We start from the raw sequence: 25662 nt of genomic DNA, 5'->3' as shown, positions 1-25662 counted from the left end.
GATGCGTTTTTTGAGCCGCGCGGGGCGTTACGGCGCTGCCTTCTTCATGGCAAATCCTCTTCTTGTCGCGATGAGCCTTGCCGTCGGTGCGGTTGGCATTATCGTCACGGGTAATAGTCTGGAGCAGACTGGCCGCCACCCCTCGCCATTTTTCCGGACGCTTAGCCCTCCCGCGTCAACGGCTCCTGCTCTGGCCAAGGCACCTTCAGCAGTGGGCGGGCAAGGACGTACCGATCCAGCCGCGGGCGATCGCAGTGTTGGCGACCCGGAACTGGCGCGCATTCAGTCGGTTCTGACGGACCTCAACCTGTACGAGGGTTTGATCGATGGATTGGAGGGGCCGCGCACCAGCGCGGCGATCCGCCGCTATCAGGAAATTCTCGGATTGCCGCAGACCGGTCAGATCGATAACGCCATGCGCCGAAGCTTGATCGATCCCGCGACGGGCCAGATGGCAAGGTCTGCGCCGCCTCTGCCGAAACCGGCTCCCGGATTTTACGGGGGCGATGAGACTGATGACGCCTTGGCCACCGGTAGTATCGGGGATGAGGATGTTCACGCGATTCAGCAGGCGCTCGTCAATTTCGGCTTTCACGAACTGACCGTTGACGGAGTTATGGGAAACCAGACATCCGAAGCGCTTGCGACTTTCCAGAGGATCGAAGGACTCGCGGAATCGGGACAGCCCGACGAAGCAACTCGCGGCCGCTTGAAAAAACGCGGTTTTCTGCGCTGAACTTTATTAATCGGATGCTTTACGAGTGACACGCCTGACCAGCGCTCTTGTCGTGGCTGCCATCACCCGCCGTGTTTTTGCGGAGGGTGGTTTCGCAGCGGTGCTAAAGAAGGGTGCGGAAGAGGCGGGCGCGATCTTTGTGCTGGTGCGTGCAGGGCACGACGGCCAGGCTCTTTATGGACCGGCTCCGCAGACGTCCTATGAGGAAGACAGGCCACACGATCGCCGGTTTCGCCGTCTCGTCGAGATCGAGACTTCATTCGACGAAGCGATCGAGCTACGGATCGAAAAGGAGCGCCGCTTCGATCCGGATCTCTGGTTAGTCGAACTGGAGGGCGGTCCGCCAATAGACGACCTTGTCATTGTTGAAGCTGAAGACGCGGACGGGTCGGCTTCTTAGCCGACTGCCCGTAGGGATGGATAGGCGTCGTTGCCTCCTTCCAATTCGTCGAAGTCGATAGCTTTCCGCATATCCCATGCGTCGTCGGTAGAAGATTTTATGGGATTTTCCGGCGTCGACGAATATGTCGAAATCCATGACGACTGCACGCGCCAATCGCGCAGCCGGTCATCGGCCTGCACTGCAGAGAGCGCGTCGAAGCGTTCGATAAAGAGGCGAATGCTTGCGGTTGTCGAAAGGGTGTCTGGCCGCGCCGCCCGCACGATCAGATGGGCTTCGGCAGAAGGAATGCTTAGCGCGCGGAGCGCCATGACGAGATCCTGGGTGCCCTTTGAATGAATGATGTCGTGAGCGACCGCATATTTTATTCCGAGCGCATCGGCCAAGGCTGTCCCGAACAACTCGATATCACCAGAAAGCGCACTCGCGCGTAGGCGGGCAAGACGGGTGGAGGGCTTCTTGCGGGTTATGGCCGCAGTCGCCGACTGTCCGACATCGTTGCCCGCCATGGCGGCCCGCAATTGCAACTGCACCTCCTTCAAGCTCGTCGGCGGGGCGCTGCCTTTTTCGATATGCGATGGAGTGAGGGACTCGGGCGATTTCGGCGACGTTTGTTCTGCACTCGAAACGCCCTGTTTGCGTTGGAGATGGGTAAGAATGGCGCGTACGGCGGTCGGCAGATCGGAACGGCGCGCAATGACGCGGCCGTGTTCGATATCCGTTTGCTTGATGATGTGAAGCCAGTCTCGGGTCGAAAGAGCATGGGTCCGCGAGAGGAGCGGTGCGGAAATCGAAACCGGCTCCAGCGCTAATTTCAGTAACAGCCCGCGCGGAACCCGTGATCGCTCAGACAGCACGGCCGCCGCATAGCGGCGAGCCTCCGTTCCCGTTCGTTCATAAAGCGCTAGCGCCAGCGTCTCGAGTTGCCGGATTTCATGGCCGGACGGGCGCGACAATGCCGCGAAGGTGCCAACCGCCTGGCGAAAAAGTTCGTCGATGCGCGCTTCGCTGTTACGGTCGGAAACTAGGCGCTTGCGAAGGGCGGTATGCGGCACGGTACACCTTTAAAAGAGAACGGTTTTGTTACTGCACACCAGCCTATTGGTAAATCGTTGGTAATCCGTTAGCGCCTCGTTAACCGACAAGCAGTCATTCTTTCTTCGGGTACGAGGATGTGAAGACCACGGAGAAGCCGGATGGCAACGATAATTCCGATGGCTGCATTCATTGAGAAGAGGGACCGGCAGCCGTCCCGAAAGCGCTTAGACGGGCAGTGTACGATTCTGCTTTTCGACGGCATTCGCTACGAAGAGATACCAGATCGGTCGGGCCGGGGCGAAGGCCGCCGGGTCGGCAAAGGCAAACGTCGTCGCGCCTAAGCTACCGCGTCGATTCCGGGACGGATGCCGCGCGTCAGAACGGTTCGCAACTGACGGAATCCAGAAAGCTGTCGCTGACCGGTTCGTAGCTGTCGTCAGGGTGGAAAATTCTTAGCACCGCGATGCCTTCATCATTGTTGAAGAGCGCGAAGGCGGTGCTTGCCAGTCCCGGCGGCATTTCCCGCTTGATTTCGATTTCCTGCAAACGCGTGACCACCATGAGATCCAGATCGTCATCGGTCCCGTTGCGATCGTTGATGGACCACGAGGTGCGTCCGCGCGAATCCATTATCGCCACCGACCAGAACGGCACATTGCCGGAAGCCCGGATGCGAAGAGGCCCACGTGTCAGATCGAAACGGCAGGCAGCGACAGTGAAAAGGGGGTCGGCATCGTAGATGATGTCCGTATCGTCGAGACGGCGTAGCTGAAACGGCTCCGTGATATCGTATATCCGGCTCCAGGCGCTGGCTGGCGCGGCCGTCGGCAGTAGAAAAACCACCGCAATGTGGACGAGCCCGGCCCCGACAAGGCCAATCATGAGCGCAAGCGACAGTCTACGCATTACACGACTCTTCCGGCGTTACAGTGGGCATGCCGAGCGGAGAGATCGATGTGCCGCTACCAAGCGGTGTATCGTAGAGCGAAAGGATGAGCCGGAACGGTCCGTTACCGGCGACGGGCAGCCAGTTGCCCGGTCGAATAGTCGGGCCGATAGCGATACGGATCGAGCCGTCCGGCTGCCGCAGCAATGCCCGTGAATGAAGCGCGACGCGCCGGTCCTCGTCGGCAATGGAGGCATCGGATGAGAGCGGCGCCGCATGCAGTGTCCAGAAACGCGCGGAAGGCAGACGCCCTTCCAGAATATACTGGCAACCGGCCCTTAGCGGGCGGTCGGACTCATCCGATCGACGGGAGAAAACGAGTCCCTCCGCCGGTGCAAGCGGAAGCGCCGCGTTTCGTGCGATGCGGGCGCGTGTATAGGGGTCGGCCCGGTCGGTCCCCGCTTCAGGATAAGCTACCCATTTGCCGATATTCAGCGCGCCGAGCGCATCGGCGCGGTCCAGGGCGAACCAGGCGCTGCCGCCGCCCAAACCGAGCGCGAGGATGCAGGACAGAGCGGTGAGCAAGATCGTGCGAAGCATGGTTTCCTGTAGCGCCGAGACCTTGTCGGTTTAGCGAAGAGTGATGGCGAACTGCAAGCCGTGTAAGACCAGACATCCTTCGGGCTGACGTGCCCAGCGCGCTAGCGGGAGGCGCGCAACTGGTTGTCGGCTATGGGAGGATCAAGAGGCTGGGCGTTGTCGAACAGAATGCCCAGCGCCGTCACGGCGTCCTGCAGTTCGGGCAACAGGCCGCGCGGTGTATTGGAGACGGGCGAAACCTCCTCTCCTTCCGCTGCTGCAATATCCACCATTTCGGGAACGGGGCGATTGGCTCCGGGAATGGGCTTCAGCCGCGCTCCCTGGTGGGCGACACGCATCAAACGGTTCCAGACGAGAGCGGGAAGCGATCCACCGGTCATCCGGTTTGTCGGCTTGTAATCGTCATTGCCCAGCCAGACGGCAGCGACGTAGTTGCCGGTAAAGCCGACATACCAGCCGTCGCGATAGGACTGGGTGGTTCCCGTCTTACCAGCGGAAGGAATGCCTTCCAGCGCCGCGCGCCGCGCGGTCCCCCATTCCGGAATCTGGACAAGTATCTTGTTCATTTCTGCGGCTGCATGTTCCGACAGAACGCGCTTCGGTTTTTCGGTCTGCCGGTTCAGCCGCCAGATGACCTCGCCATCCTGATCGAGAATCTGCGTGAAGGCATGGTGGCCGTGCCGGATACCGCCCGCCGCGAAAACCGAATAGCCCGTTGCCTGGTCGAGCACGGTAATGCTGCCCGCTCCGAGAACCATCGTTTTATGACGCAGAACCGGCGTCTCCACACCCATGCTCTCGGCCAGATCGGCAACTGTGTCCACACCGCCCTTGATGTAGCGGCGCGCCAGATGCGCCGGAACGGTGTTGATGGATTTAATCAGAGCGGTCTGGAGGTCGGTTCGCCCACGAAAGCTCAGATTATAGTTGTTCGGGCTCCAGCCATTCCAGTTGACGGGACCGTCCACAACACGCGTGCTGGCGCTCATGCCGCCTTCAATGGCTGCTGCATAAACGTAGGGCTTGAAGGACGAACCGGGCTGCCGCTCGGCATTGACCGCGCGGTTGAACTGGCTCTTACCGTAGTCGCGGCCTCCGACCATCGCTCGAACCAGACCGTTCGGCTCCATCATGACCAACGCGCATTCCTGAACGCGATAGGATTTGCCGAACTGCCGGAGATGAAATTCGCAGCTTTCTTCGGCCGCCTTTTGCAGGGTCGGGTCGAACGCTGTGCGGACGATAAGATTGCGGGATGGCAGATCATCCGCAATTTTTTTCACCTCATCGAAAGCCCAATCCAGGTAGTAGTCAGGCGAGTCGGTCACGTCGCGCTCGATGGCGGAGGCCGGCTGCAGCCGTGCGGAACTGACCTGCCCTTCGGTCATGAAACCGGCCTGCACCAGATTGGTAAGCACCTCATTCGCTCGCGCGCGGGCCGCTGGCAGATTCACATGCGGCGCGTAACCGGATGGCGCCTTGAAGAGGCCTGCCAGCATCGCTGCCTCGGCAAGATTGATCTCACGCACATCCTTGCCGAAATAGAACTCGGCCGCCGCCGCGACACCATGCACGCCGCCGCCCATGTAGGCGCGGTCGATATAAAGCTGCAGGATTTCCTTCTTCGTCAGATTCTGCTCCAGCCAAAGCGACAGATAGGCTTCCTTGATCTTGCGCTGGAGAGTGCGTTCATTGCTCAGGAAGAGGTTCTTGGCGAGCTGTTGGGTCAGCGTGGAGCCGCCCTGCACGACCCCGCCAGAACGGGCGTTTTCCATCATCGCGCGCGAAAGCCCGAGCACGTCGATACCGAAATGCTCGAAGAAACGCCGATCCTCGGTCGCCATAACTGCTTTGATAAGATGATCGGGCAGTTGGTCCACCGGCACGGAGTCACGTTGGAACGCTCCCCGCTGGCCGATATTGCGGCCGTACCGGTCCAGAAAAGTGACGGCCAGGCCGTCCTGCTGCCGCCAGTCGCCCTCCGTCGATTTGAAGGCTGGGATAGCAAGCACGTAAAACAGCACGATGCCTACTGTGCCAAGTGTCGCAGCTTCCGACATGAGTTCGACAGCGCCGCGCTTCCAGCCATATACGCGGAATTTGCGGGAGAAGATGGTAATCCGCTCCCATGCTTCGCCCAGTGTGGAGCGCAGTTTATAGAGACTGGAATCCAGCCAGGCATCGACGCCGATCAGCCGCGATACCCTGAAGCGGGGCCGCGCCCCCTTTGGCCGTTTGTCTTTCACCTGCATTTCCAATCCATGATGCCGTGTTCAGGCGTCGTCAGGCTTATGGCCCGCAAATGCGGCACCATCGCGCTCTCGCAATGATAGCCGATCTTGGCGCGTTCGAAACCCTTTCCCCACCTCCTCATGCCTTTGAACGACTTCTTCACGGTCGGCAAGTCGGCCGTATGCTTCGGCATTGACGCGCCCGGCGGCGCGGCTTTTTCAGATTGTCATTGGAGCAGCCTCATGTTGGCGATTGCGCATTGGTCCATCCTGCGGGCATGGGCAGAGCATCTGCCTTTCGACTTTGCGGCGGCCTCTCAGATGAGTGGCCTTGGAGAATTGTCGATTCGGCAGAAAGCGAAAAAGCAGGGGTGGATTATCCGGCGCGGCCATCGCGGCCGGGCGGGGGAGGCGGAGTTGAGCCGCCTGCGCGATCGTCTCTGGGCGCGCCTCGATGTTGCGACGGATCGACCCGTTGGCACGCCCCTGCCGAAGGCCGACATCGATGCGATCCACGTCTTGCTGCGGGCGGTCGATAAGCTGGAGGCAGCTTGTGAGCGTCAGGGGGACGCCCGCGCTGGCGAGCCGGAACAGCTTGGCTCTGTTCTGGAGCGGATCAATGGCCGCATCCTCGAACTGGCCGGCGAGATGGCCGAGACAGGCGTCGTCGGCGATCGAGCAGATGGCGCTATGGTCGCGCCGGCAGAACCAGCCGAATGACGGGTAGCGAGGGCGATCCGGATTTCGAGGCGGAACAGGACGCCTGGGCCGAGCTATCGCTGGACGAGGACGAAGCCAGGCTGGCTGGCCGGGAATGGTTCATGACGGCGCGGGCCAAGCAATATCCATTGCCAGATGCGCCAGAACGCTGGATGGTGGTCGGCGGCCGGGGCAGCGGGAAAACGCGCCTTGGCGCCGAGTGGGTGCGAGCGCTCGTATTGGGCCTGCCGCCCTTCACCACGAGCGGTTTGAAATATGGTCGAATCGCGCTCGTCGCCGAGACACTTGGCGATGCGCGAGAGGTGATGGTGGCGGGCGCAAGTGGTATTCTCGGCACGGCGCGGGGGGATGAGCGACCGCGTTTCGAAACCAGCCGCCGCCGCGTGCTGTTCGACAATGGCGCGACAGCGCAGATTTTCTCGTCAGAAGACCCCGATGCATTGCGTGGCCCCCAATTCGATGCGGCTTGGTGCGATGAGTTGGCCAAATGGAACAATGCTGACGAAGTCTGGGACATGTTGCAATTCGGCCTGCGGCTGGGCGACGAACCACGCCAACTGGTAACGACGACGCCCCGTGCAACCGCTCTGGTCAAGCGCCTTATGCGCCAGGACGGCTTTATCGTGACCCGGATGCGTACCCATGAGAATGCGGACAATCTGGCTCCGAGCTTCCTGCAGACCGTGACGGATCGGTATGCCGGCACGCGACTGGGCCGTCAGGAACTCGAGGGCGAATTAATTGAGGACCGTTCCGACGCCCTTTGGACCCGGAGTCAGCTGGAATCGATTGTGGGACCGGTCGCGGCAGAACGTCTCGCGCGCATTGTCATAGCTGTCGATCCGCCGGCAAGCGCCGGTGCGCGCTCCGATGCTTGCGGGATCGTGGCAGCGGGCGCGGAAGCAGATGGCGGAATTGTTGTTTTGGCTGACGCCAGCGCGCAGGGTCTGCAACCGGACGGATGGGCGGCGCGAGCCACCACGCTGTTCCATGCATTGGAAGCCGATCTCATTGTCGCCGAGGTCAATCAGGGCGGCGCGATGGTCGAAAGCGTGATACGCACTGTCGACCCGGCTGTGCCCGTCAAGGCTGTCCGTGCAAGCCGAGGCAAATGGCTGCGGGCTGAGCCGGTTGCAGCGCTTTATGCCCAGGGCCGCGTCCGCCACGCCGCGCACTTTCCCGAACTTGTCGACGAGATGTGCGATTTCGGCCCCTCTGGCCTGACGGGCAGTCGCTCGCCCGACCGCGTCGATGCGCTTGTCTGGGCCATCGCTGAATTGATGGGCGGCCTCGGTCGCGCACCGCGTGTGAGAGGCGTATGACGAGAACAATTCAGAAACATTTTTGCAATTTCTTTTTCACCCCCTTCCGGCCAATGGCATGATGGCTTCAACGAAAAGCGCCAATCGCCGGCACAGTATTCACGGCTCATCGGTGCGCCGACGCCTCGTCCAGGCGTAAGAAAAAGAGGAAACGGTCCATGGTATGGAACTGGTTGCGAGGCGATGCCTCGGCCGGACCGGCGGAGCTTTCATCGAGCCCGACGGCGAGGCTGGAAGGCAAGGCAGGCTTTCTTGGCGAGGGCTTTGTCGCGCTGCAGCTTGCCGGTCAGGCGAACTGGACGCCTCGCGACTATGCCTCACTCGCTCGCCACGGCTATCTTGGCAATGCCGTAGTCCACGCCGCTGTGCGCCTGATCGCGCAGACCGCGGCAGCTGTTCCGTGGCTGCTTTATGAGGGCGCGACAGAGCACAGTGAACACCCGCTTCTCAGCCTGCTCGAACGCCCCAATACGCGGCAGGCGGGCGTCACCTTTCTGGAAGCACTTTACGGCGAACTTCTTCTTTCCGGCAACGCCTATGTCGAACGGCTCAGCGGCGCCACGAACATCGCCGAACTGCATCTGCTGCGGCCGGATCGTGTTGCCGTTGTCGCAGACGACGATGGCTGGCCGATAGCGTTGGAACATCGTGGCGCGAAAGGCGGCGCGCGGCGCATCGCTTTGACCGAGGACGCAGGGCCGGAAGGCAGTGCAGCGGCGCTTCATCTGGCGTTGTTCCATCCGCTCGACGATCATTATGGCCTTGCGCCGCTGCAGGCTGCGCTCAGTGCGCTCGACATTCACAATGCCGCAAGCCGCTGGAACAAGGCGTTGCTCGACAATGCAGCGCGCCCATCTGGCGCGCTGGTCTATGCGCCAAAGGAGGGCGGCAATCTTTCCGACGAGCAGTTCGACCGGCTGAAAACCGAACTGGAAGACGGCTATTCCGGCCCAAGCCGGGCGGGGCGGCCGCTGCTGCTGGAAGGCGGGCTCGACTGGAAAGCGATGGGCCTGACGCCGCAGGAAATGGATTTCGTGGAGGCGCGCAACGGCGCGGCGCGAGACATCGCGCTGGCCTTCGGCGTGCCGCCCATGCTGCTCGGCATTCCGGGCGACAACACTTACGCAAACTATAAGGAGGCGAACCGCGCCTTTTACCGGCTGACGATTTTGCCGTTGGTGACGCGGATCGCGACTGAATTCTCCGCCTGGCTGGCGCCGGCCTTCGGAGCAAATCTGCGGCTCTGGTTCGATGCCGACGCCGTGGAAGGGCTCTCCGGCGAGCGCGACGCACTGTGGCAGCGCATCGGTCAGGCTGATTTTCTGACGGACGATGAGAAGCGAGAGGCGGTTGGCTATCAGCCGCTGCCGACAATGGAGCAACGCTGATGGGCGAGAGTGAATCCATGTGGATGGCGAAGGGCGCTGGCGCGGTAATCGGCTCGGGCATTTCGCTCGCCTATGTGCTGCCGCGCGGCAGACGAGAGGCAGCGCTCCGCTTCGCGGTGGGTGTCACGAGCGGCATTGCATTTGGCGGGGTGGCCGGTCTGCGCCTGGCGCGTGAACTCGGCATCGATACGGTGGCGAACGGCCTGGAGATCGCGCTGTCCGGTGCGGCGCTGGCTTCGCTCTGCGCCTGGTGGGCGATCGGCGTTCTCATGCGGACCTTCGGAGCCGCGCAGGATCAGATGGACCGCGCCAATGGTCCCCGCCGCGACCGGGAAGCGCGCCGATGACGAAACATATCGATCTGCGCGGCGCGCCGGAACGCAAGGAGGCGGCGGTCGAAATCGCAGAAATCGGTCACGACGGACGCTTCGAGGGATACGCCAGCGTGTTCGGCCAGGCCGATCTGTCCGGCGACGTGGTCATGGCAGGAGCTTTTGCGCGCAGTCTAAGGCAGCGCGGTGCACGTGGCGTGCGGATGCTGTTCCAGCACGATCCTGCCCAGCCCATCGGGCGATGGGACGCAATCGCAGAAGACCATCGCGGACTCTATGTGCGCGGGCGGCTGAGCCTGATGACGGCCAAGGGGCGGGAGGTCCACGCCCTGATGCGTGACGGCGCGCTCGACGGCCTGTCCATCGGTTTCCGAACAGTGCGGGCGCGTGCCGAAAAGCAGGCGGGACTTCGCCGCATCCTGGAGGCCGACCTCTGGGAGATATCGGTTGTCACCTTTCCCATGCTGCCGACAGCGCGCATCGCGGAAGTGAAGGGCGAGCTGCCGACCACGCGACAATTTGAGCGCTGGCTGACGCGGGACGCGCGGCTGACGCGAAAGCAGGCCCGGCAGGTGATCGCCAAAGGGTTTGCCAGCCTGACGGGCGGGCGGGACGCGCGACCGCAGGATGAGGGACTGGCCGGCACGATCCGCCGGGCGGCGACAATCTTTCTCTGAAAGGAACAATGGAATGCAGTTTGAAACGAGCCAGAGCGCGCCGGAGATCAAGGCGGCCAGCGGCAGTGCGGTCGAAGTAGCGGAAGCCTTCGATGAATTTATGGGTGCGTTCGAGGCATTCAAATCAGCCAATGATGAGCGTCTGAACGAAATCGAGCGCCGCGTGACCGCCGATGTCGTCACCAACGACAAGGTCGAGCGCATCAATAACGCGCTGACCGAGCAGAAGCAGGCATTGGACAGACTTATGGTCAAAGGTGCGCGGCCGGGCATGGGTGGTGCGCCCTACAGCACGGAAACGAAAAGCGCCTTTCATAGCTGGATGCGAAGCGGTGACGAAAGCGCCATCCGCGCCATGGAAACGAAGGCGATGAATATCGGCGCCGGAGCTGAGGGCGGCTATCTCGTACCGCCGGAGACCGAAACAGAGATCGGCAAACGGCTCGCCGAACTTTCGCCGATCCGGTCCATCGCCTCGGTACGGCAGGTCTCGTCCTCGGTGTTGAAGAAGCCGTTCAGCGTGGCCGGTCCCGCGACGGGCTGGGTAGCCGAGACCGATGTGCGGCCGGAGACCAGCGCCGGCACGCTCGCCGAACTGAACTTTCCGACGATGGAGCTCTACGCCATGCCCGCGGCGACCACCGCGCTTCTTGACGACGCGGCTGTCGATCTGGACGCGTGGATCGCAGCCGAGGTTGAGGCGGCGTTCGCCGAGCAGGAGGGCGAAGCCTTCGTCAAGGGCGATGGCGTCAACAAGCCGCGCGGTTTCCTCTCCTATGGCTCGGTCGCCGAAGAGAATTGGAATTGGGGCGCGCTCGGTCATATCGCGACCGGGGTCGACGGCGATCTGCCGGCAGCCGACGCGTCCGACGTTCTGATCGACACGGTCTATGCGTTGAAAGCTGGCTATCGGCAGAACGCGCACTGGGTGATGAACCGGCGCACGCAGGCCGCCATCCGCAAGCTGAAGGATTCCGACGGAAACTACCTCTGGACGCCCCCGGCGACGGTTGGCGCGAAGGCTATGCTGATGGGGTTCCCCGTCGTCGAAGCCGAAGACATGCCGGATGCCGACAGCGCCGCGACACCCATCGCCTTCGGTGATTTCCAACGCGGTTATCTGATCGTGGACCGCGTGGGTGTCCGTGTGCTGCGCGATCCATACTCCGCCAAGCCTTACGTGCTGTTTTACACGACCAAGCGCGTCGGCGGCGGCGTACAGGATTTCGATGCGATCAAGCTGGTGAAATACGCCGCCTGACGCATCGGATCGGGGCGCGGCGGTTTTCCTCCCCGCCGCCGCGCCCTCGCCAATTCATTCGGCGCTCTTTGGCCCGATAGATAACCAACCATTCGAACCTGGAGTGCGTCATGGCGCTGTTCCGGACCGCCGGCCCTGAGCCGGAGCCCATTATGCTGGCCGAGGCCAAGGCCCATTTGCGGGTCGATCATGACGCTGAGGACGAGCTGATCACCGCGCTGATCAAGATGGCGCGCGAAGTGACCGAAAAGCACTGCGGCCTTGTTCTGGGCCGGCAAAACTGGCGGCTCACAATGGACACTGTCTCCGCACGGCAGCCGACACCGCTGGCCCTTCACCCTGTTCACGCCATCAGTGCCGTGACGGTTTATGACCAATTCGGCGTTGCTCGTGCACTGAACGAAGAAAGCTATGGGCTACGCACGACACGCCGCCCCGCGTCGGTGGCATTCAAGGATTTACCGAATGCGGCGGAAATGGAGAATGGCGTCGAGATAGACCTCGATGCGGGTTTCGACACCGAAGATATCCCCGCGCCGCTGCGCCAGGCGATGATGCTGCTGATCGGCCAGGGTTATGAAACGCGTGGTGGCTTTTCGGTCAGCGACCAACCGGTTGCGGTGCCGCAGGGCTACGACGTTCTGATCCAGCCATTCCGACTGCTGAGGATATGAGCCTCATGACGGTGGAGTTCATGGATGCTGGCAAGCTGCGGACGCGCCTCGTTCTCGAAGCGCCGGTGCGGACGCCGGACGGCGCGGGAGGCCATGAAGTCGAATGGCAAACGGTCGGAGAATTCTTCGCCCATGTCGAGCCGACCGGCGTTAGCGCCACCGTGGCTGGCGGTGCGGTCCGGCAGGAGCTGACGCATCGCGTTACGTTGCGCCAGCGCAGCGACATTGCCCCGGCCATGCGGCTGCTGCGCAACGGTCACGCCATGCGGATCGAAACGGTGAGCGATCTGGACGGAACCGGTCGCTACCTCGTCTGTGGATGCACGGAATTGGAGGGTTGGACATGAAGGTCAGTGTGGGACTGCGTTTCGATGGCCTTTTCTCTGGTCTGCGAGCTCTCGATCACGACGGACGCAAGGCGCTGACCGCAAACGATCTGCAAGGGCGACAGCCGTCTGACAGAAACGCGGCGACCGTCCGGCAGCCGCAAACTGAGCCAGTCAAGGGAGCAGGGACATGACGACACCGGCCTTCACGCTGCAAAAAGCGATTTATCTATGGCTGAGTGACGATGCGTCGCTGACGGCAATGTTAAGCGATCAGGGTCTTCGTGATGCGCCGACTCCTGCTGCGCGCTTTCCCTATGTCACCTTTGGGCGCGCAAGCGGTTTCGACTGGTCCAGTGCGACGGAGAGGGGCCAGGAAATCTTTCTGACATTCCATATCTGGTCAAACAGTCGGGGCCGCCAGGAGACGGCTGCGATCATGCAGCAGATCGATGAACGATTGCGGAGCTTCGACCCGCAGATGGCGGAGCTCCGACTTGTTCTGCTCGACTGTGATTTGCAGGAAATCCGCCACGACAGCGAAGCGGCGCTTTACCGCGGCACGTCCCGTTACCGCGCTCTTGTAGAAGAGGTTGAGGCAGCCTGACTGACTGAAAAGCAAGCACAATAAAGCGGCGTGTAGCGACGCGCCACCGGCGAAGCTTTGCGGCGGGCCGGCCATGACAGGAGAGAAACATGAGCGCGCAAAGAGGACGAGACATGCTGATTCGCATGGCGGATGGCAATGGCGGATGGTCGACGCTTGCGGGACTGAAGACGCGGCGCCTGGCCCTCGGCAATGGGGCGGTGGATATCACCGATAGCGACAGTGCGGGGCGCTGGCGGCATCTGCTCTCCGATGCCGGCGTCCGTCAGGCGTCCATTTCCGGCCTGGGGATTTTTCGCGATGCGCAATCCGATGGGCTGGTGCGCGAGGCCTTTTTTGACGGCGCTGCCATGAATCTTCAATTCGCGATGCCAGACTTCGGAGCACTCGAAGGACCGTTCCAGATCACTTCGCTGGAATATTCCGGCAATCATGATGGCGAAGTGACGTTCGAGATCGCATTCGAAAGCGCCGGCGCGCTGACCTTCGAGGTCGAATGATGGTGGCTGCAAACGCACAGCGCGGCGAGATCGTCGCCATTCTCGACGGCAGGCCTCACAGGCTTTGCCTGACGCTCGGCGGGTTGGCCGAACTGGAAACGGCTTTCGGAGCCGACGGTCTGTCCGAATTGGCGGCACGGTTTTCGGAAGGTCGCTTCTCTGCGTCCGATCTGACAACGATTCTCGCGGCCGGTCTACGAGGCGGTGGCGCCCCTGATGTCGATGAACAAGCGGTGTCGAAGATGCGCTGCGACGATGGAATTGCCGGCTTCGCCAGCATCGTCGTCCGCTTGCTGTTGGCGACATTCGGTCAGGATGCGACGGCAAACGATGAAATGGAGGACAGTGATGAAATTGGCCCTTTCGACTAAGCCGCCGTCGCTCGCCCCGCGATTTCAGCGCCTGCGGATATTTAGAGCATTCTTCCTCGCTGAAATTCCCGTGGGGCCAGGCGATGCGGGTTGGGCTGGGCGTCCTTCATCTGCCGCCAAGTGAATTCTGGGCGATGACGCCTCGCGAACTGGCCGCTGCAATGGGGCGGACCGGACCAGGCGACGCGGAGCCGACGCGTCAGTGGCTGCTCGCACTGGAAAAAGAACTTCTTGGCGCCTGCAGTGAAATGGAGAAGCGATGATGGAAAAAAGGGTCGAGGTCAGCATCGACGCCGATACAACGGGCGTCGCCAAGGCACTGTCGGAATTGCAGGGTTTGGCCGACCGGTTCGGTCAGCGGATGACGGCGGCTTTTGCCGGTGCGGTCGTGGAGGGAAAATCGTTCGAGGATGTGCTTCGAAGTCTTGCGATGAGCATGGCCCGAACGTCTCTGCAAAAGGGGCTGCAGCCGCTTCAAGGATTGGTGGGCAACCTGTTCGCGCAGATCGCTGGCGGCGCTGGCGGTTCGGTGAAGGCATTCGCCAATGGCGGGGTGGTCAATGGCGCGACGCTTTTTCCGATGGGCGGCGGTGCTGGGCTGATGGGCGAAGCCGGACCGGAAGCGATCATGCCGCTGCGTCGCGGTAGCGACGGTAAGCTCGGAGTGGCGGGCGGCGAAGGAGGCCGCGCCGTCAATATTACCTTCAACGTGCAAGCGAGCGATGCCGCATCGTTTCGCAAGTCGGAAGCGCAGGTGACAGCAATGCTGTCGCGGGCGGTTCGGAAAGGCGCGCGTCATGCCTGATATCGGTTCGCTACCGCTTCCTGGCTTTCACGATGTTCTTTTTCCAATCGCCATCGGTCTTGGCGCGACTGGCGGACCGGAGCGACAGGTCGAGATCCTGCCGTTGCGCAGCGGCCGCGAGGCGCGCAATCAGCGCCGCCGTCACAGCCTTCGCCGTTTCGATGTCGGAACCGGGTTACGCGATGTCGCCGATCTGGAAACTCTGATTTCCTTTTTCGAGGCGCGCGGCGGCGCGATGCACCCGTTCCGTTTTCGCGATCCGCTGGACTACCGCAGCAGCGTTCAAGGGCTGCCGACAGGCGCGTTTGATCAGACGCTGGGCACGGGCGATGGCTCGACTACGCGATTTCCGCTCACGAAAACCTATGGGGAAGCGGATGGATATGTCCGCCCCGTCCGGTTGCCGCGGCACGGCACGCTAAACGCCGCAATCGACGGCAATCCTTTGGAAGAGACGGCTTTCAGTTTCGATAATGAAACCGGCGAGGTGGTTTTCGACGCCGCTCCGGCGAATGGCGCTCAGATATCCGCCGGTTTCGCGTTCGACATCGCAGTTCGTTTCGACATTGAGCATCTGGCGACGAGCCTCACCGGTTTTCGGGCCGGCGAAGTGCCGAGCGTTCCGCTGGTGGAGGTTCTCATATGAGTGATGGGACGATTGAGCTGGGCGGCGCCCAAGCAACAAGACTTTGCAATTGCTGGCGGTTGATATGTCTGGACGGCATGGTCATTGGCTTCACCGATACCGATCAATCCCTCTCATTCGACGGTACAGTTTTCGAACCGGGCAGCGGATTGAACGCGAGCGAAGTGCGCGAAAGTTCCGGTCTTGCTGTGGATAGCTCCGATGTGGAAGGCGTTCTGAGCGCAGCATCGATCACGTCGGACGATGTTCGATCCGGCCGGTTCGACGGCGCTGTCGTGGAGACGTGGTTGGTCGACTGGTCCGAGCCGGCTGCAAGGCGGCTTCTGCGCCGGGCAACCATCGGTGAAATCTCTCTTCAGGGCGGCCGGTTCGTCGCCAGTCTGGAAAGCGCTGCCGCGCCGCTGGACAAGCCGCAGGGCCGCTTTGTGCGCAGAAGTTGCGACGCCGAACTCGGCGATCGGGCTTGCAAAGTCGATCTGGACGATCCGCGTTGGCACGAGACCGTCGACATAACCGGCGTCGGACCGGAACGCTGCATCAGCATCGATGGCGGCGACGACTTTCCCGGCGGCTGGTTCGAAGGTGGATTGGTGTTGTGGACGGAGGGCAATGGCCGTCATCGCTCTGCGCGCATACGTCATGAAACCGCAGATGCGGACCAGCGCGTCCTCGAATTGGACGGCAATGGCTCCGGCCCCGCCGAGGGGACGCGATGCACTCTTGTCGCGGGTTGCGACAAGATGTTCCGCACCTGCCGTGAGAAATTCGCCAACCATTTGAACTATCGGGGCTTTCCGCATCTTCCGGGCAACGATGTCGCCTACACCTATGTGGTGCGGGGCGTCATGCCGCTCGATGGCAAGCCGGTGGTGACTTCATGAACGATCCGCTCACAAGTGCAGTGGTCGATGAGGCGCGCCGTTGGATCGGCACGCCCTACCGCCATCAACAATCGCGTCTCGGCGTCGGCTGTGACTGTCTTGGCCTTGTACGTGGAATCTGGAGGGCGATTTACGGCTGCGAGCCCGAGCAGGCAGGCCCATACGCGCCTTTCGAGGATTCGTTGAACGCCGGCGGCGCATCCGGGGAACGGTTGTTGGAAGCGGCAGCGCGCAATCTGGAGCCCGTGGAGACAGATAGGGCGGTCGAAGCGGGACAGGTTCTCGTCTTCCGCTGGCGGCCCGTGCTGCCGGCTCGCCACCTGGGAATTGCAACCGAACCGCATCGTTTCATCCACGCCTATAGCGGGATCGGTGTTGTCGAGAGCGCGCTGGTGCCGTCGTGGCGGCGCAGAATAGCGGGCCGTTTTCGCTTTCCTGGCCCGGCTGCAACCGGCAACTGAGGCAAGAGCAATCAGATGGCAACCATCATTCTTCGAACGGCCGGCGCGGCGATCGGCAGCATCTTTGGGCCTGTTGGCACGGCAATAGGCGGCGCGCTCGGCGCTGTGGCTGGCTATACGCTGGATCAGCAGCTGTTCGGGCAAAAGAGTGAACAGGAAGGTCCGCGCCTCGCTGGCTTCCAGCCTCAGACTGCGGAGGAAGGCGTCTCCCTGCCGCAGATTTTCGGTACGGTTCGGGTCGGCGGCACACTGATATGGATGACGCGGCATGAGGAAGCGCGCCATACGGAAGAGCGCAGCGGCGGAAAGGGAAGCCGCCGTTCCAGTACGACCAAGACGACCACCTACAGCTATTACGCCAATTTCGCGCTGGCCATTTGCGAGGGCGAAATTGCTGGGATCCGCCGTGTCTGGATGGACGGCCGCGAGGTTGATCTGACCGGGATCGAAATGCGTGTCTATCGCGGGACGGACGATCAGGCACCCGATCCATTGATCGAAGCCAAGCAGGGCAGCGGCCAGACACCCGCCTATCGAGGCACCGCTTATGCGGTCTTTGAACGGATGCCGTTAAAGGACTATGGCAACCGGCTGCCGCAGGTGCATTTCGAAGTCATGCGCCCGGTCGGCGGTATAGCGGAAGACATCCGCGCCGTTTGCCTTATTCCCGGCTCGACTGGCTTCGGCCTGTTTCCGACCAGGCTTGTCTCCAATAGTGGGCCGGGGCGTGAAAAATGGGTCAACCGGCATGTTCTCTTTGGAGAAAGCGATCTCGCTGCGTCCATCGACGAGCTGATGGCGCTTTGCCCGCACCTGCGACATATCGCGCTCGTCGTCAGTTGGTTCGGCGACGACCTTCGCGCCGGCAACTGCGCCATCCGGCCCGGTGTCACGAGCCCGTCGATTGGTGCGAAGAAGCTTGTCTGGTCGGTGGACGGTCTTACTCCTGCGGCCGCACATCGGATATCCACGCTCGATGGTGGCCCTGCATTCGGCTCGACGCCGGCTGATATATCCGTCATCGAAGCGATCAGGAGTCTGAAGGCGCGTGGCCTTTCCGTAACGCTCTATCCCTTTGTGATGATGGATATTCCGGCTGGCAACACGCTAGACGATCTGGACGGCGAAGACCGGCAGCCCGCCTATCCGTGGCGCGGTCGTATCGCACCGATCGGCTCGGCGGAGTCGACCGATGCGCAGATCGCTGCCTTCCTGGGGAATGGCGCTTCGTTCGGCTATCGTCGTTTCATCCTGCATTATGCAGACATCGCCCGGATAGCAGGTGGGGTGGATGCGTTTCTGATCGGTTCGGAACTGCGTGGACTGACAACCGCGAGAAATGACAGCGGGGAATTTCCCTTTGTCCAGGGCCTGTGCGATCTCGCGGCGGATGTCCGCCAGGCGCTCGGCGCCGGGACCAAGCTCACCTACGGCGCTGACTGGAGCGAATGGTTCGGCTTCCATCCCAAAGACGACTCGGGAGACGTTTATTTCCATCTCGATCCGCTCTGGGCCGATCCGAATATCGACGCCATCGGCATCGACAACTATCTGCCGCTGTCGGACTGGCGGCCAGACGACATATACGGCGGCAACCCCGATTGCGCTGCGAGCCCTTACGATGCTGACGCCCTGCAGACTGCCATTGACGGCGGCGAATACGGCACCTGGCACTACGCCAGCGAAGAGGATCGCGATGGCCGTATACGCACGCCAATCGAGGACGGCGCGTATGCAAAGAATTGGGTCTTCCAGCCCAAAGCTCTTCGCGATTGGTGGTCCAATCAGCATTTCGAACGCCGAAGCGGCATCGAACTCGCCGAGCCGACCGAGTGGACGCCAATGGCAAAACCCGTCTGGTTTACCGAACTCGGTGCGCCGGCAATCGATGGCGGCGCCACGCAGCCAAATCTTTTCGTCGACGGTAAATCGTCGGAAAGCGCGGCTCCGGCCGATTCAAACGGAGGTCGTGACGATCTCATCCAGCGTCGGTTTCTGAAGGCGCATCTGACCCATTGGAAAGATGAGGCCGGTTCGCCGGTCGATTGGGAGCGACTCTATCTCTGGGCATGGGATACCCGGCCTTTTCCCGCTTTCCCGCTCCTCGACAATATCTGGTCGGATGGCGATGCCTGGTCACGCGGTCACTGGCTGAATGGACGGCTCGATCAGATCGAAATCGGCGATTTTCTGGCAGACCTCCTCACTCGTGCCGGCATCAAGGATTTCGACACATCCGGTGTCGATGCCATGGTCGAAGGAATTATTGTCGATGCCGGTGTGTCGACGCGCCAATTCATCACACCGATTCTCGATCTGCACGATATCGAAACGGTCGAAAAAGACGGGCGACTAACGTTTCGATCACGGGCCAGACAGGGTTCCATTTCGACAATTATCGATGCGGTGGAGCAGCCAGACAACGGCCCGGCTACCGAAACCTACGCTTCGCCGATCGAGACCCATGGCGAGATCCTCGCCGCAGCGCGCGATCCCTTTATGGAGTACCAGTCTGCGGTTGCCCGCCAGTTCGAGAACGGAGCCGATCAGAAGCGTTCGCGGCAGATCGCCTTTCCTGGGGCCATGCATCGCGGAGCGCTGGATGCTCGCATTGCCGACCGGCTTCGGCGCTCTCAGGAGGAGCGGGTTTCTCTGGCATTGTCGCTTCCGCCATCGCTGGCGGTGCCGCAGCCAGCCTCGCGCTTTCGGCTGGAAGACAGGCCTGACGTCGTTTGGAAGGTCGAGGAGGTGGAGACGGGGCTGGACATTCGCATCCGTGCCCGACGTGACGAGGCTTTTGCGCCGCACCCGGATCGCTCGCTCTTTTCGGAAGGTTTGACGGCACAATCGGTCGCCGAACAGGGCGGCGCGCCGGCAGTCGCCTTCCTTGATCTGCCATTGATCGATGGCGACGATGCGGCCGACCGCTTTCGCATCGCCGCCTGGTCGCGCTTCTGGAAGCCCTTTGCGGCGCTGGCAGCGCCGGGAGGCGTCTTCGAGCAGCGCGCTCTCATTGATGAGCCTGCGATCATTGGCGAGACCGTCGACGACCTGCCGCCGGCAAGGCCCGGGCGGGTTTCCGCAGCGACACTTCACGTGCAGCTTTTCAGCGGCAGTTTGGCATCGGTCGAGCGGTCGGCGCTTCTGGCTGGTGCCAACGCCGCCGCCATTCAAGGCCCGTCTGGGTGGGAAGTGCTTCAGTTCGAGCATGCGGAAGAGGTGGCGACGGATTTATGGCGCTTGAGCGGTCTGCTGCGCGGCCAGCTTGGCACCGATGATATCGCCGCCGGACGGCTACCCATCGGATCGACGTTTGTTCTGCTGGACAGCGCGGTGGAGGCGGCCGGTATCCGTCGTAGCGAAATGGGTACGGAGATGGCTTGGCGAATCGAGCCGGCGGGTCGGGAATCGATCGAAACGGAAAGGGTGGAAGCCCTCGAGACGGGTGGTTTGCGCGCTTTGATGCCGCTTGCCCCTGTCCATCCGACCGCCCGAACCGTGGACGATGCGGTCGACTTCCGCTGGATACGTCGGGGGCGGATCGATGCGGATCGATGGGAAGGGCTCGACATTCCGCTCGGCGAAGAGGGCGAAAATTACGAAGCGACTTTGCGCGGCCCCGCCGGTGAGACCCTGATATCGGAGATATTGGAGACCACGAACTGGACGGTCCCGCAAAGCGCATTCGCCGCCCAGAACGACGTGCATTCTTTGGAGGTGCGTCAACTCAGCCAGACAGTGGGCGCTGGAATAGCGATGGTTCGCGATTTCGTTCCCGCCGACATTTCACCCACCCAGCAAAGGATACTGTGATCATGACAGACGCTAAACCCTGGTATCTCTCCAAGACAATCTGGGCATCGCTTTGTACGGTGCTACTGGCCACGGCGTCTTTCGCCGGGGTGCCGACAGGCGGTCTGGAAGGTGGGGCCGTGGCCGAGGGCATCCTGCAGATTTTGACCGCAATGACCGGTCTCGTCGCCCTTTGGGGTCGGGTTACGGCAAGTCGGGCGATTGCCTGAACAGGGGGAACTTCGGAGAGGGTCGCCATATTGGCTTCGGCTCTTGATAAGCCGGGGCCAATTTGTTCATGTGCCATTCAGCGAGAATGCCTTACAAACGGCTCTATGAAAAACCTGTTCGCCCTTCTTTCGGTTCTAGCAATGGTCGGTGCCGCCCCAGGTGCTGCCGAGGCTTGGCCTGTCCAGCATCAGCAGCAATCGGCGGAAAGCCCCATTCTTCGTGTCGCTGACACCTGCTACGCCGTTGGCCAGAGGCTGGCAGAACGGCGCGGTGCAAGATTGCTACGGGCCGATGCGGTAGGCGGCAACCAGTGCCGTGTCGTTATGCTCGTTCCCGATGGGAAGGGTGGCCGTCCGCGACGCGAAGAAACTGTGGTGCCGATGCGCTGAAACGCTGGTTATCGGCTGATGGAATGCTCTGAAACGATGCGCTGGGCTTGATTGCCGACCGGAACTGCGGGCAAACAGTCAGCATAGTGATCGTCGGGAGTAATCAGCCAATGCGTGTTCTCGTTGTCGAAGACGATGCCGATCTCAATCGCCAGCTTTGCGATGCCTTGAAAGACGCGGGTTACGCGGTCGATAGCGCCACCGACGGTGAGGAAGGCCATTTTCTCGGCGATACCGAGCCCTACGACGCTGTCGTACTCGATCTCGGTCTCCCACAAATTGACGGTCTGTCTGTCCTTGAGCGATGGCGCCGCGAAGACCGCAACATGCCTGTTCTCATTCTGACGGCCCGCGACCGCTGGAGCGACAAGGTGGCCGGTATCGATGCGGGCGCCGACGATTACGTCGCCAAGCCATTCCATGTCGAAGAGGTGCTTGCTCGGCTTCGCGCCCTGATCCGGCGGGCTGCCGGCCATGCCAGTTCCGAACTGGTCTGCGGCCCCCTCCGGCTCGATATGCGTGCTTCAAGGGCTGACATTGACGGTGTGTCGCTCAAACTCACATCGCTGGAGTTCCGGCTTCTGGCCTATCTCATGCACCATCAGGATGAGGTGGTATCGCGGACGGAACTGGTCGAACACCTTTATGACCAGGACTTTGACCGCGACTCCAATACGATTGAAGTGTTTGTCGGGCGTTTGCGCAAGAAGATTTCCGCAGATCTGATCGAGACAGTCCGGGGCATGGGCTATCGTATCCGCGCGCCGCGCGAAACATAGAGACGGTAGCGATGGCTTGGCCGAAGGCAGAGCGGCTTCCCCTCCCGCGCTCCATGACGGCGCGGGTTGTGATCCTGTCATCGCTTCTCGCCATTCTGGCTCTCCTGGCCATCGGCTCGCTTGTCACGGCGATCTATCAGCGCGAATCGCGCGACAGCTTCGACCAGTTGCTTATCGCCCATCGCTACAACCTCATCGCCGCGGTCGGCCTCGACGGACAGGGATCGCTGACCGGCGAGCCCCAATTCGGCGACCTTCGCTACGAGGATACGGAGTCCGGCTGGTATTGGGAGGTAAGCCCGGTCGGCGGTGAGCCGGTCGCGGACCGATCTCAACTTCGCTCGGTTCAGCTGGACGATAAGGTCGCAGTTCCAAGTGCCCAGTCGACCCCGTTCAACGATCTGTTCGAGCGCACCTATACGGAAGACGCGCCGGATGGGCGGCTGGTTCGTGTAGCGGAGGCGGAGCTTCAACTGGGCGATCAGCGGGCGCCATACCGTTTCCGGATCATGGGCAATGAATCGGCGTTCCGTGAGAGCGTCACCGCTTTTCAACGTCAGCTTTTCGGCTGGCTCGCGCTTCTCGGTATTGTTCTGGTGATCATCAATGCGGCGGCCATCCGTTTCGGCCTGCGACCGCTCGACCGCGTTCGCCTCGCTCTGCAGTCGGTCCGTTCCGGTGAGACGCGCCGTCTCGTCGGCGAATTTCCTCCTGAGATCGGACCCTTGACGGCTGAAGTGAACGCGCTGATCGACGCCAATCACGATATCGTCGAGCGGGCTCGCACGCAGGTCGGCAATCTGGCTCACTCGCTTAAAACGCCGCTCTCGGTGCTGACCAACGAGGCCGACGCGATCGATGAGCCGCATGGCCGGCTGATCGCCGAACAGGCCGCCGCCATGCGACACCAGATCGATCACTATCTTCAGCGCGCGAGGATAGCTGCACAGCGCGCGGCCCTCGGCCAGCGGACCGAGTTGAAGCCGGTGACGGACAGGCTCGTCCGGGTCATGCGTAAAATCGCCTCTGACAAAACCATTTTGTCCGAGGTGAATGACGATCTGGTCTTTGCCGGCGATCGGCACGACGTTGAGGAGATGTTGGGCAACCTTCTTGAAAACGCTGCCAAATGGTCGCGCTCGACATTTCGCCTTTCCGGCCATCTGGCGGAGCGCAATGGCCGCGCTGTCGTCATATTGACGGTGGATGATGATGGGCCGGGGATACCTCAGGATCAGGCCGAACGGGCGATGAAGCGTGGCCAAAGGCTGGACGAAACGGTGCCGGGCACGGGTCTCGGCCTTTCGATCGTTTCGGATACGGCGACCGAATATGGCGGCGAGCTGCAATTGTCGCGCGCTGATCTGGGAGGGTTGAGGGCGAAACTGTTTCTACCGGCGGTGCCCTTTTCCGCATCGCGGCAAAGGTGATAGAACGGTCTGAGTGAAGGGGATAAGTGCGTTGACGCGATTGCAGCCATTTCAGATGTCGAAGAACCCCAGCCGTTTGTTCGTTTTGCGGGGACTTGCGATTCTTTTGGGCGGGATCGGATTGGCCGGCTGCACGACATTGACTGGCGGTGCGCCTTCATCGGCTTTCGCGCCATCGTCCGCAACGGGTGGTTCCGTTGGCATGGTGAACGGGCTAGCGGCCCGCCCGGCCTCGGGGCTTTCGGTAGGATCGTCGCAGACACTCGCTCTTGCAGCCGAATATCGCGCCTTGGAGTACAAGGGGCAGGGCGAAACCGTCTCCTGGCAGTCCGACAACGGAGAAAGCGGTCGCGTGGTGGCTTATCAGCCTTACCGCGTAGGTCGTCAGGATTGCCGGCAGTTCACCCATACCCTGACGATTGAGGGCGACATTCGCGCGCTGAAGGGCGCTGCATGCCGGACCGAGGACGGAAGTTGGACGGTGATTTGAGCCGCGGGGGGCGCTCGTGATGCCGTTTTGGTTGATTGCCGCGGCTCTGACGCTGGCCGCTATAGGCGCTATCCTTCTATTTCTGCCCAAGCCGACGCCCGATGAGAGCATAGCCGAACATGCAGCTGACGAGGCCGTCTATCGCGATCAGCTAGCATCGCTTGACCGGGAGATTGAGCGTGGTTCGCTGGATGAACCATCCGCTGCCGAAGCGCGTGCCGAGATTGCGCGTCGCCTGCTTCAGGCGCGCGATCGTCAGGAAGACAACGATCACGGTCGGTTGCCGAACGCCTTTCTGATGGCTGCCGTTCTCGCGGTGCCTATTGTCGCGTGGGGCTTCTATGGCGTCATCGGCGAGCCGGACATGCCCTCGCAGCCGCTGGAAGCGCGGCTTAAAGCCGATCCGAGCACCGATAGCATCGAAAACCTTATCGCTCGCGCCGAACGGGCCTTGGCTTCGAACCCATCCGATTCACGCGGCTGGGGGGCGCTGGCTCCCATCTATATGCGCGTTGGCCGATACGACGACGCAGCGAATGCCTTCCGCGCATTGATCCGGCTGAGGGGAGAGAGCGGATCGCTTCTGGCCGCGCTTGGCGAGGCGGAAATCGCAGCCGGTGGCGGCATTGTCTCAGCAGGTGCGAAGCAGCGGCTCGAACGTGCCGTGGAACTTGAGCCGAAAGAGCCTCGTGCACGCTATTTCCTGGCTCTGGCCAAAAAACAGGAGGGCGACAGTGCCGCTGCCGTCCAACTCTGGAACAAGCTGGCCGATAGCCAGAAAGAGGGTTCGCCATGGTTCTCCGCCGCCCGTCAGGCAGCGCAACTTGCAGCGGCCGAACCGGCTGAGGAGGCCGCGCGCGGCCCGGATCGCGAGGCTGTCGCTGCGGCCGCCGATATGTCGGCTGACGAGAGACAGGCCATGATCGGACAGATGGTTGCCGGTCTCGATCGGCGGCTGGAGGAAAACGGCGGTTCGATTGATGAATGGTTGCGCTTGATCAATGCGTATCGTGTTCTTGGCGATATGGAGAAGGGTAAGGATGCGGCGCGACGCGCTCTAGAGGCCTTTGAGGATGACGAGTCTGCTCAGACCAAAATCCGTTCGGCGGCGGAGGCGTTGTCGCGATTTGACGATGCCCCGCAGCCTGAGAAAGAATCGGAGACCCGCTCGTGACACGCAAACAAAAGCGTCTCGGCTTGATAGGCGGCGCCGCCATCTTTTTGGGTTTGGCGCTGACACTCGTTTTGACTGCGCTCAATCAGCAGATCGTCTTCTTCGTCGACCCTTCCGCCATTGCGGCCGAGCCGTTGGAGCCCGGACAGAAAGTCCGCTTGGGTGGATTGGTCGTTGACGGTTCGGTGGAGCGAGGCGAAAGCGAGGTCGTACGCTTCGCCGTGACCGATGGCGCAGCCTCCGTTCCGGTACGCTATCAGGGCATTCTGCCCGATCTCTTTCGCGAGGGGCAGGGCGTCGTGGCCGAAGGTGAAATGGCGTCGGACGGCGTCTTTGTGGCCAGTACGGTCCTGGCCAAGCATGACGAGCAGTATATGCCGCGTGAAGTTGCCGACAGCCTGAAGGAGAAGGGCATGTGGCAGGAGGGCGGCCAAGACGGCGGCGCATATAGAACGCCGGCCAAAAATACTGCTGCCGATGAGCCGACCGCATCGGCCCCGCTGACCCAATAGGGC

The 25662-nt window shown here is 61.8% G+C and carries 30 protein-coding genes; 26 read left to right on the top strand and 4 right to left on the bottom strand.

The annotated features are described in order from the left end of the window. The first annotated feature begins 1 nt into the window (after position 1). Both NIM86_RS01810 and NIM86_RS01805 read left to right on the top strand, forming a co-directional pair. Positions 2 to 736: a peptidoglycan-binding protein gene (locus NIM86_RS01810; protein ID WP_253378651.1), complete on the top strand. Its 735-nt coding sequence runs from the start codon at positions 2 to 4 to the stop codon at positions 734 to 736. 25 nt (positions 737 to 761) lie between these two features. Continuing rightward, complete coding sequence (locus NIM86_RS01805) at positions 762 to 1136, top strand: DUF1491 family protein (protein WP_253378650.1); 375 nt, start codon at positions 762 to 764, stop codon at positions 1134 to 1136. Here the strand turns inward: NIM86_RS01805 and NIM86_RS01800 are convergent. From NIM86_RS01800 to NIM86_RS01785, 4 genes are all read right to left on the bottom strand, one after another. Beyond that, complete coding sequence (locus tag NIM86_RS01800; RefSeq protein WP_253378649.1) at positions 1133 to 2191, bottom strand: hypothetical protein; 1059 nt, start codon at positions 2189 to 2191, stop codon at positions 1133 to 1135. The two genes, NIM86_RS01805 and NIM86_RS01800, sit on opposite strands and share 4 nt — an antisense overlap. A gap of 358 nt (positions 2192 to 2549) precedes the next feature. Further along, a complete protein-coding gene (locus NIM86_RS01795) occupies positions 2550 to 3080 on the bottom strand; it encodes a DUF1254 domain-containing protein (RefSeq protein ID WP_253378648.1) in 531 nt (176 codons plus the stop codon). Further along, entirely contained in the window at positions 3073 to 3660 is a 588-nt protein-coding gene (locus tag NIM86_RS01790; protein ID WP_253378647.1) for a DUF1214 domain-containing protein, read from the bottom strand. Before NIM86_RS01790 ends, NIM86_RS01795 begins: the two co-directional genes overlap by 8 nt. Positions 3661 to 3761: 101 nt before the next feature. Next, positions 3762 to 5912 (bottom strand): transglycosylase domain-containing protein, encoded by a 2151-nt coding sequence (locus NIM86_RS01785; RefSeq protein ID WP_253378646.1) that lies wholly within the window; start codon positions 5910 to 5912, stop codon positions 3762 to 3764. 87 nt (positions 5913 to 5999) lie between these two features. Here NIM86_RS01785 and NIM86_RS01780 point away from each other — a divergent pair, with 87 nt between their 5' ends. From NIM86_RS01780 to ccmE, 24 genes are all read left to right on the top strand, one after another. Next, positions 6000 to 6611, top strand: coding sequence for a hypothetical protein (locus NIM86_RS01780; protein ID WP_253378645.1), 612 nt, complete (start codon positions 6000 to 6002; stop codon positions 6609 to 6611). Between the two features lie 101 nt (positions 6612 to 6712). Continuing rightward, positions 6713 to 7933: a DNA-packaging protein gene (locus NIM86_RS01775; RefSeq protein WP_253380652.1), complete on the top strand. Its 1221-nt coding sequence runs from the start codon at positions 6713 to 6715 to the stop codon at positions 7931 to 7933. A 158-nt stretch (positions 7934 to 8091) separates the two neighbouring features. Further along, positions 8092 to 9321 (top strand): phage portal protein, encoded by a 1230-nt coding sequence (locus NIM86_RS01770; RefSeq protein WP_371872823.1) that lies wholly within the window; start codon positions 8092 to 8094, stop codon positions 9319 to 9321. Then, entirely contained in the window at positions 9321 to 9668 is a 348-nt protein-coding gene (locus NIM86_RS01765) for a DUF6107 family protein (RefSeq protein ID WP_253378644.1), read from the top strand. Before NIM86_RS01770 ends, NIM86_RS01765 begins: the two co-directional genes overlap by 1 nt. Continuing rightward, the gene (locus NIM86_RS01760; RefSeq protein WP_253378643.1) at positions 9665 to 10330 is read left to right on the top strand and encodes an HK97 family phage prohead protease; all 666 of its coding nucleotides are present in this window, start codon (positions 9665 to 9667) and stop codon (positions 10328 to 10330) included. The genes NIM86_RS01765 and NIM86_RS01760 overlap by 4 nt, the downstream gene beginning before the upstream one ends. 13 nt (positions 10331 to 10343) lie before the next feature. Further along, positions 10344 to 11591: a phage major capsid protein gene (locus NIM86_RS01755; protein WP_253378642.1), complete on the top strand. Its 1248-nt coding sequence runs from the start codon at positions 10344 to 10346 to the stop codon at positions 11589 to 11591. A gap of 110 nt (positions 11592 to 11701) precedes the next feature. Then, positions 11702 to 12265, top strand: a complete 564-nt coding sequence (locus NIM86_RS01750) for a head-tail connector protein (RefSeq protein ID WP_253378641.1) — start codon at positions 11702 to 11704, stop codon at positions 12263 to 12265. A gap of 5 nt (positions 12266 to 12270) precedes the next feature. Then, the gene (locus tag NIM86_RS01745; protein WP_253378640.1) at positions 12271 to 12612 is read left to right on the top strand and encodes a phage head closure protein; all 342 of its coding nucleotides are present in this window, start codon (positions 12271 to 12273) and stop codon (positions 12610 to 12612) included. 169 nt (positions 12613 to 12781) lie between these two features. Beyond that, the gene (locus tag NIM86_RS01740) at positions 12782 to 13198 is read left to right on the top strand and encodes a DUF3168 domain-containing protein (RefSeq protein ID WP_253378639.1); all 417 of its coding nucleotides are present in this window, start codon (positions 12782 to 12784) and stop codon (positions 13196 to 13198) included. Between the two features lie 89 nt (positions 13199 to 13287). Beyond that, entirely contained in the window at positions 13288 to 13698 is a 411-nt protein-coding gene (locus NIM86_RS01735) for a phage major tail protein, TP901-1 family (RefSeq protein ID WP_253378638.1), read from the top strand. Continuing rightward, a complete protein-coding gene (locus NIM86_RS01730; protein ID WP_253380648.1) occupies positions 13698 to 14069 on the top strand; it encodes a gene transfer agent family protein in 372 nt (123 codons plus the stop codon). The genes NIM86_RS01735 and NIM86_RS01730 overlap by 1 nt, the downstream gene beginning before the upstream one ends. A gap of 59 nt (positions 14070 to 14128) precedes the next feature. Continuing rightward, the gene (locus NIM86_RS01725; protein WP_256478361.1) at positions 14129 to 14332 is read left to right on the top strand and encodes a phage tail assembly chaperone; all 204 of its coding nucleotides are present in this window, start codon (positions 14129 to 14131) and stop codon (positions 14330 to 14332) included. After that, positions 14329 to 14874, top strand: a complete 546-nt coding sequence (locus NIM86_RS01720; protein ID WP_253378636.1) for a phage tail tape measure protein — start codon at positions 14329 to 14331, stop codon at positions 14872 to 14874. Before NIM86_RS01725 ends, NIM86_RS01720 begins: the two co-directional genes overlap by 4 nt. Then, the gene (locus NIM86_RS01715) at positions 14867 to 15520 is read left to right on the top strand and encodes a DUF2460 domain-containing protein (RefSeq protein ID WP_253378635.1); all 654 of its coding nucleotides are present in this window, start codon (positions 14867 to 14869) and stop codon (positions 15518 to 15520) included. Before NIM86_RS01720 ends, NIM86_RS01715 begins: the two co-directional genes overlap by 8 nt. Then, positions 15517 to 16401, top strand: a complete 885-nt coding sequence (locus NIM86_RS01710) for a DUF2163 domain-containing protein (RefSeq protein ID WP_253378633.1) — start codon at positions 15517 to 15519, stop codon at positions 16399 to 16401. Before NIM86_RS01715 ends, NIM86_RS01710 begins: the two co-directional genes overlap by 4 nt. Next, on the top strand, positions 16398 to 16862 hold the full coding sequence (locus NIM86_RS01705; RefSeq protein WP_253378632.1) for a peptidase P60: 465 nt from the start codon (positions 16398 to 16400) through the stop codon (positions 16860 to 16862). The genes NIM86_RS01710 and NIM86_RS01705 overlap by 4 nt, the downstream gene beginning before the upstream one ends. Before the next feature lie 15 nt (positions 16863 to 16877). Beyond that, positions 16878 to 20675, top strand: coding sequence for a glycoside hydrolase/phage tail family protein (locus tag NIM86_RS01700; protein WP_253378630.1), 3798 nt, complete (start codon positions 16878 to 16880; stop codon positions 20673 to 20675). Positions 20676 to 20677: 2 nt separating this feature from the next. Further along, positions 20678 to 20884 (top strand): hypothetical protein, encoded by a 207-nt coding sequence (locus NIM86_RS01695; protein ID WP_253378628.1) that lies wholly within the window; start codon positions 20678 to 20680, stop codon positions 20882 to 20884. Positions 20885 to 20989: 105 nt separating this feature from the next. Then, positions 20990 to 21274, top strand: a complete 285-nt coding sequence (locus NIM86_RS01690; protein ID WP_253378626.1) for a hypothetical protein — start codon at positions 20990 to 20992, stop codon at positions 21272 to 21274. 110 nt (positions 21275 to 21384) lie between these two features. Then, on the top strand, positions 21385 to 22053 hold the full coding sequence (locus NIM86_RS01685) for a response regulator transcription factor (protein ID WP_253378625.1): 669 nt from the start codon (positions 21385 to 21387) through the stop codon (positions 22051 to 22053). Between the two features lie 11 nt (positions 22054 to 22064). Next, positions 22065 to 23483: a sensor histidine kinase gene (locus NIM86_RS01680; protein WP_253378624.1), complete on the top strand. Its 1419-nt coding sequence runs from the start codon at positions 22065 to 22067 to the stop codon at positions 23481 to 23483. Positions 23484 to 23514: 31 nt separating this feature from the next. Then, positions 23515 to 23973, top strand: a complete 459-nt coding sequence (locus tag NIM86_RS01675) for an RT0821/Lpp0805 family surface protein (RefSeq protein WP_253378623.1) — start codon at positions 23515 to 23517, stop codon at positions 23971 to 23973. Positions 23974 to 23992: 19 nt separating this feature from the next. Beyond that, complete coding sequence (gene ccmI / locus NIM86_RS01670; protein WP_253378622.1) at positions 23993 to 25147, top strand: c-type cytochrome biogenesis protein CcmI; 1155 nt, start codon at positions 23993 to 23995, stop codon at positions 25145 to 25147. Then, entirely contained in the window at positions 25144 to 25659 is a 516-nt protein-coding gene (gene ccmE, locus NIM86_RS01665) for a cytochrome c maturation protein CcmE (protein ID WP_253378621.1), read from the top strand. Before ccmI ends, ccmE begins: the two co-directional genes overlap by 4 nt. Positions 25660 to 25662: the final 3 nt, after the last annotated feature.

Source organism: Notoacmeibacter sp. MSK16QG-6, assembly GCF_024158145.1.
GTDB lineage: Bacteria > Pseudomonadota > Alphaproteobacteria > Rhizobiales > Rhizobiaceae > Notoacmeibacter.
The sequence above is the reverse complement of the archived record's forward strand: the minus strand, read 5'-3'. Positions and strand labels throughout refer to the sequence as shown.

What these genes read in the sequence shown, in the direction of transcription:
- NIM86_RS01810 (WP_253378651.1), top strand. Translation starts at nt 2, where the DNA reads ATGCGTTTTTTGAGCCGCGCGGGGCGTTACGGCGCTGCCTTCTTCATG.
- NIM86_RS01795 (WP_253378648.1), bottom strand. Translation starts at nt 3,080, where the DNA reads ATGCGTAGACTGTCGCTTGCGCTCATGATTGGCCTTGTCGGGGCCGGG.
- NIM86_RS01790 (WP_253378647.1), bottom strand. Translation starts at nt 3,660, where the DNA reads ATGCTTCGCACGATCTTGCTCACCGCTCTGTCCTGCATCCTCGCGCTC.
- NIM86_RS01785 (WP_253378646.1), bottom strand. Translation starts at nt 5,912, where the DNA reads ATGCAGGTGAAAGACAAACGGCCAAAGGGGGCGCGGCCCCGCTTCAGG.
- NIM86_RS01775 (WP_253380652.1), top strand. Translation starts at nt 6,713, where the DNA reads ATGACGGCGCGGGCCAAGCAATATCCATTGCCAGATGCGCCAGAACGC.
- NIM86_RS01770 (WP_371872823.1), top strand. Translation starts at nt 8,092, where the DNA reads ATGGTATGGAACTGGTTGCGAGGCGATGCCTCGGCCGGACCGGCGGAG.
- NIM86_RS01765 (WP_253378644.1), top strand. Translation starts at nt 9,321, where the DNA reads ATGGGCGAGAGTGAATCCATGTGGATGGCGAAGGGCGCTGGCGCGGTA.
- NIM86_RS01760 (WP_253378643.1), top strand. Translation starts at nt 9,665, where the DNA reads ATGACGAAACATATCGATCTGCGCGGCGCGCCGGAACGCAAGGAGGCG.
- NIM86_RS01755 (WP_253378642.1), top strand. Translation starts at nt 10,344, where the DNA reads ATGCAGTTTGAAACGAGCCAGAGCGCGCCGGAGATCAAGGCGGCCAGC.
- NIM86_RS01750 (WP_253378641.1), top strand. Translation starts at nt 11,702, where the DNA reads ATGGCGCTGTTCCGGACCGCCGGCCCTGAGCCGGAGCCCATTATGCTG.
- NIM86_RS01745 (WP_253378640.1), top strand. Translation starts at nt 12,271, where the DNA reads ATGACGGTGGAGTTCATGGATGCTGGCAAGCTGCGGACGCGCCTCGTT.
- NIM86_RS01740 (WP_253378639.1), top strand. Translation starts at nt 12,782, where the DNA reads ATGACGACACCGGCCTTCACGCTGCAAAAAGCGATTTATCTATGGCTG.
- NIM86_RS01735 (WP_253378638.1), top strand. Translation starts at nt 13,288, where the DNA reads ATGAGCGCGCAAAGAGGACGAGACATGCTGATTCGCATGGCGGATGGC.
- NIM86_RS01730 (WP_253380648.1), top strand. Translation starts at nt 13,698, where the DNA reads ATGGTGGCTGCAAACGCACAGCGCGGCGAGATCGTCGCCATTCTCGAC.
- NIM86_RS01720 (WP_253378636.1), top strand. Translation starts at nt 14,329, where the DNA reads ATGATGGAAAAAAGGGTCGAGGTCAGCATCGACGCCGATACAACGGGC.
- NIM86_RS01715 (WP_253378635.1), top strand. Translation starts at nt 14,867, where the DNA reads ATGCCTGATATCGGTTCGCTACCGCTTCCTGGCTTTCACGATGTTCTT.
- NIM86_RS01710 (WP_253378633.1), top strand. Translation starts at nt 15,517, where the DNA reads ATGAGTGATGGGACGATTGAGCTGGGCGGCGCCCAAGCAACAAGACTT.
- NIM86_RS01705 (WP_253378632.1), top strand. Translation starts at nt 16,398, where the DNA reads ATGAACGATCCGCTCACAAGTGCAGTGGTCGATGAGGCGCGCCGTTGG.
- NIM86_RS01700 (WP_253378630.1), top strand. Translation starts at nt 16,878, where the DNA reads ATGGCAACCATCATTCTTCGAACGGCCGGCGCGGCGATCGGCAGCATC.
- NIM86_RS01695 (WP_253378628.1), top strand. Translation starts at nt 20,678, where the DNA reads ATGACAGACGCTAAACCCTGGTATCTCTCCAAGACAATCTGGGCATCG.
- NIM86_RS01690 (WP_253378626.1), top strand. Translation starts at nt 20,990, where the DNA reads ATGAAAAACCTGTTCGCCCTTCTTTCGGTTCTAGCAATGGTCGGTGCC.
- NIM86_RS01685 (WP_253378625.1), top strand. Translation starts at nt 21,385, where the DNA reads ATGCGTGTTCTCGTTGTCGAAGACGATGCCGATCTCAATCGCCAGCTT.
- NIM86_RS01680 (WP_253378624.1), top strand. Translation starts at nt 22,065, where the DNA reads ATGGCTTGGCCGAAGGCAGAGCGGCTTCCCCTCCCGCGCTCCATGACG.
- ccmI (WP_253378622.1), top strand. Translation starts at nt 23,993, where the DNA reads ATGCCGTTTTGGTTGATTGCCGCGGCTCTGACGCTGGCCGCTATAGGC.